This is a genomic window from Paraburkholderia sp. EG304 (assembly GCF_046543485.1).
GTDB lineage: Bacteria > Pseudomonadota > Gammaproteobacteria > Burkholderiales > Burkholderiaceae > Paraburkholderia > Paraburkholderia youngii.
In genome coordinates this window covers 1-255 of record NZ_JBKGUA010000459.1, presented here as the reverse complement: position 1 = coordinate 255, position 255 = coordinate 1, and the positions used below count along the sequence as shown (strand labels likewise).

Annotated in this window: 1 protein-coding gene; it reads right to left on the bottom strand. The window is 62.7% G+C overall.

Annotated elements, in window-relative coordinates:
• Positions 1-255 (bottom strand): IS66 family transposase (locus ACLFKU_RS44740; RefSeq protein ID WP_410853519.1); only part of this gene is annotated, 255 nt, incomplete at both ends.

Sequence of the window (255 nt, the reverse complement as noted above, 5' to 3'; positions counted from 1 at the left end):
CGCGCGATGTGTCTTGCCTTTGCCGGGACCGAGCATCTGTACCGGCGTCTCATCCGCATGCAGCACACCCTGCTGCAGGATTTCCTGATGCAGCGCGTCGACCAGCGGTTGTAGTTGCACGCCGCACGTACCGACCCATGCGCCCAATGTCGAGCGCGGTATCGCGACGCCCGCTCGCGCAAAGATCTGCTCCTGACGATACAGGGGAAGGTGGTCAGCGTACTTGGCAACCAGCACCGAAGCCAACAGTCCCGT